The 5,993-nt window shown below is 56.7% G+C and carries 9 protein-coding genes and 3 pseudogenes; 10 read left to right on the plus strand and 2 right to left on the minus strand.

Annotation, left to right across the window (positions count from 1 at the left end; translation table 11 throughout):
• A pseudogene (locus tag ACXAC4_RS27830) lies at positions 1-512 on the minus strand (enoyl-CoA hydratase-related protein); the annotation flags it as partial.
• 381 nt (positions 513-893) lie between these two features.
• On the opposite strand from ACXAC4_RS27830, the gene ACXAC4_RS27835 reads away from it, so the two are divergent.
• Entirely contained in the window at positions 894-1,406 is a 513-nt protein-coding gene (locus ACXAC4_RS27835; RefSeq protein ID WP_475168547.1) for a phenylacetic acid degradation protein PaaY, read from the plus strand.
• Positions 1,407-1,526: 120 nt separating this feature from the next.
• Here ACXAC4_RS27835 and ACXAC4_RS27840 read toward each other — a convergent pair whose 3' ends face one another.
• Positions 1,527-1,859 (minus strand): Lrp/AsnC ligand binding domain-containing protein, encoded by a 333-nt coding sequence (locus tag ACXAC4_RS27840; RefSeq protein WP_475168569.1) that lies wholly within the window; start codon positions 1,857-1,859, stop codon positions 1,527-1,529.
• A 277-nt stretch (positions 1,860-2,136) separates the two neighbouring features.
• On the opposite strand from ACXAC4_RS27840, the gene ACXAC4_RS27845 reads away from it, so the two are divergent.
• The 9 genes and pseudogenes from ACXAC4_RS27845 to ACXAC4_RS27885 form a co-directional block, all read left to right on the plus strand.
• Positions 2,137-2,280, plus strand: coding sequence for a hypothetical protein (locus ACXAC4_RS27845; protein ID WP_475168550.1), 144 nt, complete (start codon positions 2,137-2,139; stop codon positions 2,278-2,280).
• The gene (locus ACXAC4_RS27850) at positions 2,277-2,918 is read left to right on the plus strand and encodes a hypothetical protein (RefSeq protein WP_475168552.1); all 642 of its coding nucleotides are present in this window, start codon (positions 2,277-2,279) and stop codon (positions 2,916-2,918) included. Before ACXAC4_RS27845 ends, ACXAC4_RS27850 begins: the two co-directional genes overlap by 4 nt.
• Positions 2,919-2,981: 63 nt before the next feature.
• Positions 2,982-3,134, plus strand: a complete 153-nt coding sequence (locus ACXAC4_RS27855; protein ID WP_475168573.1) for an NAD-glutamate dehydrogenase domain-containing protein — start codon at positions 2,982-2,984, stop codon at positions 3,132-3,134.
• Between the two features lies 1 nt (position 3,135).
• On the plus strand, positions 3,136-3,441 hold the full coding sequence (locus tag ACXAC4_RS27860; RefSeq protein WP_475168576.1) for an NAD-glutamate dehydrogenase domain-containing protein: 306 nt from the start codon (positions 3,136-3,138) through the stop codon (positions 3,439-3,441).
• Complete coding sequence (locus ACXAC4_RS27865) at positions 3,362-3,619, plus strand: NAD-glutamate dehydrogenase domain-containing protein (RefSeq protein WP_475168559.1); 258 nt, start codon at positions 3,362-3,364, stop codon at positions 3,617-3,619. Before ACXAC4_RS27860 ends, ACXAC4_RS27865 begins: the two co-directional genes overlap by 80 nt.
• A gap of 19 nt (positions 3,620-3,638) precedes the next feature.
• Positions 3,639-4,394 (plus strand): annotated as a pseudogene (locus tag ACXAC4_RS27870) (NAD-glutamate dehydrogenase domain-containing protein).
• A 237-nt stretch (positions 4,395-4,631) separates the two neighbouring features.
• On the plus strand, positions 4,632-4,910 hold the full coding sequence (locus ACXAC4_RS27875) for a hypothetical protein (RefSeq protein WP_475168579.1): 279 nt from the start codon (positions 4,632-4,634) through the stop codon (positions 4,908-4,910).
• Positions 4,898-5,617: pseudogene (locus tag ACXAC4_RS27880) on the plus strand (hypothetical protein). The gene ACXAC4_RS27875 and the pseudogene ACXAC4_RS27880 overlap by 13 nt, the downstream one beginning before the upstream one ends.
• 181 nt (positions 5,618-5,798) lie before the next feature.
• A partial coding sequence (locus tag ACXAC4_RS27885; RefSeq protein ID WP_475168561.1) for a hypothetical protein occupies positions 5,799-5,993 on the plus strand: 195 nt, incomplete at its 3' end.

Raw genomic sequence — 5,993 nt, forward strand, 5'->3', positions numbered from 1 at the left:
TCAGAGGGGAAACACGATAGAATCCGAACGCTAACAGCACCATGCCCGCTACCCGGGGCAGAGTCCAGGTGCCGCCGGAATCAGGTACCAGCCCCAGTTTGCAGAAGGCCTGAACGAAATTGGCTGAGCGGGCCGCGAGGGTAATGTCGCAGGCCAGGGCAATGTTGGCGCCGGCGCCAGCGGCCACCCCGTTAACCGCACAGAGCGCGGGCATCGGCAGATCCCGGAGGCTCCGCATCAGCGGGTTGTAATAGTTCTCCAGAGAGGCGCCCAAGTCCGGCATTTCCTGATCTGGTGAGACGCTGCGATCGGAAAGATGCCTGCCCGCACAAACCCAGGCCGGAGCCGGTGATGACCAGTACACGGACAGACTCATCCTTACGCACGGTGCTGATGGCCTCGCGCATACGCTCATGCATTTCAACGTTGAAACTGTTCAGGTTGTCCGGACGGTTCAGGGTAAGCAGAGCCACGCCCTGATCGATTTCAAGAAGAATGCTCGGCTGAGTCATGGCGGTATGTCCTGTTGTTTGTTGTAGGGGGGATGGCGCGAAAGGTGTGTTAAATCGGCACACTGCTATCGAATGTGGAAAATGAGTATATCTTAGAATTGATACTCGTCAAGGATTGTGCTGGCTTGGTTCTGTATCACTTTGGTCGGAGGTGATCGCCTGCTTTGTCTATATTGCTGAATATCCAGTAAAATTTCATCAGCGCTCTCAGGTTTGAGCCATTGCAGGGGTGGATTCTCGTCAAAACAGGCGCTAAGGTATGAAAAATATCCCGGAAAAGGATAATGTGATACAGAAAATGAATCACAATGACTTTCGGTTCCTACGTTCAGCCTGTCGTTTGGCGGAGCGCTGCCAGGCCCGTCCGCGAAGGAGACCGTTATGCCCAGCTACAGTATAGAAGGCGTTGTTCCTGTTGTTCATCCGTCCGCCTATGTGCATCCAACCGCCGTTCTCATTGGGGATGTCTGGATCGGACCGGATTGCTACGTGGGGCCTGCGGCTTCGCTGCGAGCAGATTTCGGGCGGATCATTCTGAAGCAGGGGTCCAATGTTCAGGACACGTGTGTGATGCATGCCTTTCCCGGGATGGATACGGTTGTCGAGAAAAACGGACACGTCGGCCATGGCGCAATCCTGCACGGCTGCGTTGTCGGAGAAGATGCCATGGTGGGCATGAATGCGGTGGTGATGGATGAGGCGCGCATTGCACCCCGCTCCATTGTTGGCGCCTGCGCGTTTGTTAAGGCGAAGTTTACCTGTGAGCCGGGATCGCTGATTGTTGGCTCGCCGGCCAAGGTTATGCGCATGCTGAGCGACAAGGAAATCGCCTGGAAGAGAAAGGGTACAGAAAGAGTACCAGCGACTCACGCTTCGTTCTCTGGCAAGCCTTGAGGAGGTCCAGCCACTGTCAGAAGCTGAGACGGATCAGCCGGGTAGAACACCAGCGGTTACAAGCCCAAGATACGGCAGTACCGAATAGATGGTTTGGCGCCGGATACGGGAAATCGCTTTTCAGTATCCGGCGTCCTTGACGTTCTCCATAACCACAAACGTGCTGGTTTGCAGCACGTGGGGCAGGGCCGAGATTTCCTCCCCAAGAACCTGCCGGTATTCCTGCATGTTGCGGGTTCGGACTTTTAACAGGTAGTCGAAGTTCCCGGCAATCATGTGGCACTGCTCCACCGCCGAGACGCTCTGAACCGCTTTGTTGAAGGCGGTCAGGGCGCCGCTGCTGGTGTCGTTCAGGGTAACCTGTGCGAAGGCAATGTGGCTGGACCAAGTTTCGGTCTGGTTAACCAGGGCCGTGTAACCGGTGATGTCGCCGTGCTCCTCAAGCCGGCGCATCCGCACTTGGCACGGAGTTTTGGAAAGGCCCACCCGGGACGCAAGCTCGGTTACCGTGATTCGGGAGTCTCTGTAGCTCGCGAATAATGGATTGGTCTATTCGATCCAATTCGGCCATGTTGTCTGTTCCAGGTTAAATTAACGGCTAAATCATATGGCAAATATAATCGAAATTCCTCTAATCCGAAACTATATGGTCTAAGTGACTTTCCGGCCTTGCGTATACTGGTAGGTTCATCAGCCCAGTAAGAACGTTACCAAGTTCCGGAGAGTTTCGATGACCGATTCCCGCGCATTACAAAAACAAACCCTGCTGGAACAGCTTGCCGATGTCCTCCAGAACCAGGCGTCCGATAACGACGACTCCCTTGAACTCCGGGAGATCGTCACGGATGGTGGAGGAGTCCCGATCCTGGGATGACGACCTCCACGGCGAGCTGGTCCGGAGTTCGGCGACTCGATTGGCGGGCGCTATGCCCAGGTGTTCAGTGGCGGCTCCCTTCGGCCTACCGGGCGAGGTTTCCGGTGTCAGAGGCACTTGCCGATATTGAGCAGATCCAGTCCATTGCCGTCAGCACCGATGTGCCCATGCGGTTCTACCAACCCAGAGATCCTTCCGAAACCGGATTCCACTTCAAGCTCTACAGCGAAGGCCAGCCGGTTATCCTGTCAGATGTGATTCCGATTCTGGAGAACCTGGGTATGCGGGTTCTGGGCGAGCGCCCATACCGGGTTCGTCGACGGGATGGCGAAAATTTCGGCGTCAGTGATTTTACCGTCGAACTCCACGACCGGTGCCGGCAGGCCGACCTGCGTACTGCAAGGCCGCTGATCCAGTCGGCGTTCCGGGAGATCTGGAATGGCTTTGCAGAAAACGACGATTTCAACCAGCTGATCATGCTCTGCGGCCTGAGCTGGCGGGAAGTGGCGCTGATCCGAGCCTATGCCCGTTACGTGAAACAACTGCGATTCGGGTTCAGCCAGCCGTTCATTGCAGAAACCCTGGCCCGGCATCCGGATATCACTTCGCGGCTCGTGGCGTTCTTTTTCAATCGGTAAGAGCCCGGGGTAAAAGGGCGTAAGTCCAGGACAGAAAAGCTTGAGGCAGAGCTGCGGGATTCGCTGGAAGCGGTGGCGAGCCTCGATGACGACCGCATTCTGCGGCGTTTCTTCATGCTCATTCGGGCAACGCTGAGAACCAACTATTTCCAGGTCCGGGAGAGGCGGGTTTCCGTCCTATCTGTCGCTCAAGCTGGATCCATCATCGATTCCTGACATACCGCGCCCAAGGCCAAAGTTCGAGATTTTTGTGTATTCGCCCCGAATCGAAGGCGTGCATCTGCGTGCCGGGCCAGTCGCGCGGGGTGGCCTTCGCTGGTGCCGACGGATTGAAGATTCATCGCAGGAGATCCTTGGCCTGGTGAAGGCCCAGCAGGTCAAGAACTCGGTGATCGTGCCTGCAGGCGCGAAGGGTGGCTTCGTGGTGAAGCAGCCGCCCAGGGATGGCTCTCGGGAGGCCGTTCGCGAAGAAGGGGTTTCCTGCTATCAGACCTGTCATAAGGGGGCTGCTGGATATCACTGATAACCTTGATGACGGCCAGGTAGTCCCTCCTGCCAATGTCGTTCGCTATGACAGTGATGACACCTATCTGGTGGTCGCCGCCGACAAGGGCACAGCCACGTTTTCCGATATCGCCAACGCACTGGCGGCAGAGTACAACTTCTGGCTGGGCGATGCCTTTGCCTTCCGGGGGCAGTGAGGGCTACGACCACAAGAAAATGGGTATCACCGCCCGGGGCGCCTGGGAGTCGGTGAAACGGCACTTCCTGGAAAAAGGCACCGATACCCAGAGCGATGAGTTCACCGTGGTCGGTATTGGCGATATGGGTGGCGATGTATTCGGCAACGGCATGCTCCTATCCGACCGAATTCGACTTATCGGTGCATTCAATCACCAGCATATTTTTGTCGACCCGGATCCGGATGCTGCGGCCTCGTCGCGAGCGAGAGCGGCTTTTCAAACTGTCCGGCTCATCCTGGGCCGATTACGATACCCAGCTGATCAGCGACGGGGGCGGTGTTTTCTCCAGGTCCATGAAGTCTATTCCTGTGTCGTTGCAGATGCGCAAGGTGTTGGGCATCGAGGCACGCCGCCTGTCGCCTGCGGATCTGATCAGCGCTTTGTTGAAAGCGCCGGTAGACATGCTCTGGAACGGTGGTATCGGGACCTATGTGAAGGCGCCTTCAGAGTCCCATGAGGATGTTGGCGACAAAACCAACGATGCGCTTCGAATCGACAGTAACGAACTGCGATGCAAGGCATTGGGAGAAGGCGGGAACCTGATGTTGCCCAGAAGGCCCGCATCGACTTCGCCCGTCGTGGCGGCTCCGTGAACAGTGATTTTATCGATAACGCCGGTGGCGTCGACTGCTCGGACCATGAGGTGAACATCAAGATTCTGCTGAATGACCTGGTGCACCGACAGCTGATGTCGCTTCCGGAGCGAAACCGGATGCTGGGCCATGACGTCTGAGGTGGCCGAACTGGTGCTGCGCAACAATTACCGACAGGCGATGGCGCTGAGTCTTGCCCAGAACCCCGCAGTTGCCACCGCAGACCAGTACGAACGGCTGATGCGCAGGCTGGAGACAGAAGGCAAACTGGACCGCAGTCTCGAATTTCTTCCGTCGGATGAAGAATTGCAGGCTCGCCGTGAGCACGGCGGCGGCCTGACACGCCCTGAACTGGCGGTACTGGTTTCCTACGCAAAATTGAACTCAAGCAGGCCCTGGTCGCATCACCGATCGTCCATGACCCGCGATTCAATTCTGCACTGCACTCGGCTTTCCCGGCCTCTCTGCTGGCCGCCTTCCCGGAAGCGGTGGGGGCCCATCCCCTGCGTGCAGAAATCTCGGCCACCCAGATTGCCAACGACATGGTAAATCGCATGGGGATCACCTGGTTTGACCGGATACGCAGCGCTACCGGGGCTGATGCTGGACGGATTGCCTCGGCCTACCTGATCTCTCCCTGCGAATACATGACGTAGACGCCCATTGGGAGAGTATGGAATCACTGGATCGAAAAATTGACGCCGGCGTTCAGGCAGACCTGTTCGCCGATGCCATCCGGTTGGTGACCCGAAGCACCAGCTGGCTCTTGCAGAACGCGCCGGCAGGCGCTGGACCCGGTTTCCTGTATCGACCATTACCGGGCTCCCATGGCGGATGTGCCGGCTTCAAAAAGCCGACTTGAATGGGTGAAGTCCTGCAAGTCGCTGGTATGAACGCTATGCTGAATACTGTGAGCGGATGGTTTCCGGAAGATCTTTCCGCCTGGTGCGCTTCCGCGGAAAGCCGTTACTGGCTGATGGACATGGTCGAGATCGCCCGTCAGCTGGACGAAAAGCTGGAGTCGGTGGCCTGGGTGTATTTCACGCTCGGTGAAAGCCTGAACCTGACCTGGTTGGACCGGCAAATGCGGGCCTTCCGGGCAAATGGCCGCTGGCAAGTGTTGGCGACCATTCATTTCAGGGACGAGCTGGATCATCAGTTACGGAATCTCACGCTAAGCGTGTTTTGCGAGCCCGTTGATGGCGATGAAACGCCGGAGAAGCGGATTGAGGCGTGGCGGGGGAACAAGCGGATGTTACTCGCCCGCTGGGAGCGGATGCTGAACGACATGCAGGCCGCGGATGATTGTGGATTGTGCCGTCTTCTCAGTCGCTCAGTGGAGTGCTCAGAGAGCTGGCATTGAAAGCCGCATAGCAGGACTACGACAGGCAAGGTGACTGAAAATCACGTTTTTTGGAGAAAATTATTAATTTTTTGTGATGGATTAAAGACGTAATGGCACGCTTGCCTTGAATTTATAGCGAAATAGTCTTTGTCGATCTCGGTAGAATGCCGGAGAGACAAACGACTTAGAGGGTGCAACTATGAGACCGCAGCAATCACAGACGCCCGAGCTTGTCGATAGTCGGCAGGCGATTCGTGATTATTATCTCGCTGACGAGCACAAGGTTATCCACGAGATGATTGCTGGTGCCCAGTTGTCCCAGGCCGAGCGCGACGCCATTTCCGCTCGTGCGGCAGGTGCTGTTCGGATTCTATCGTGTTTCCCTATTAACCTT

This window comes from Pseudoalteromonas sp. AWM4_233 (assembly GCF_056158285.1).

Bases quoted from the DNA above. Each gene is read 5' to 3' on its own strand.
- ACXAC4_RS27835 (WP_475168547.1), top strand. From the start codon at position 894: ATGCCCAGCTACAGTATAGAAGGCGTTGTTCCTGTTGTTCATCCGTCC.
- ACXAC4_RS27840 (WP_475168569.1), bottom strand. From the start codon at position 1,859: ATGCGCCGGCTTGAGGAGCACGGCGACATCACCGGTTACACGGCCCTG.
- ACXAC4_RS27845 (WP_475168550.1), top strand. From the start codon at position 2,137: ATGACCGATTCCCGCGCATTACAAAAACAAACCCTGCTGGAACAGCTT.
- ACXAC4_RS27850 (WP_475168552.1), top strand. From the start codon at position 2,277: ATGACGACCTCCACGGCGAGCTGGTCCGGAGTTCGGCGACTCGATTGG.
- ACXAC4_RS27865 (WP_475168559.1), top strand. From the start codon at position 3,362: ATGGCTCTCGGGAGGCCGTTCGCGAAGAAGGGGTTTCCTGCTATCAGA.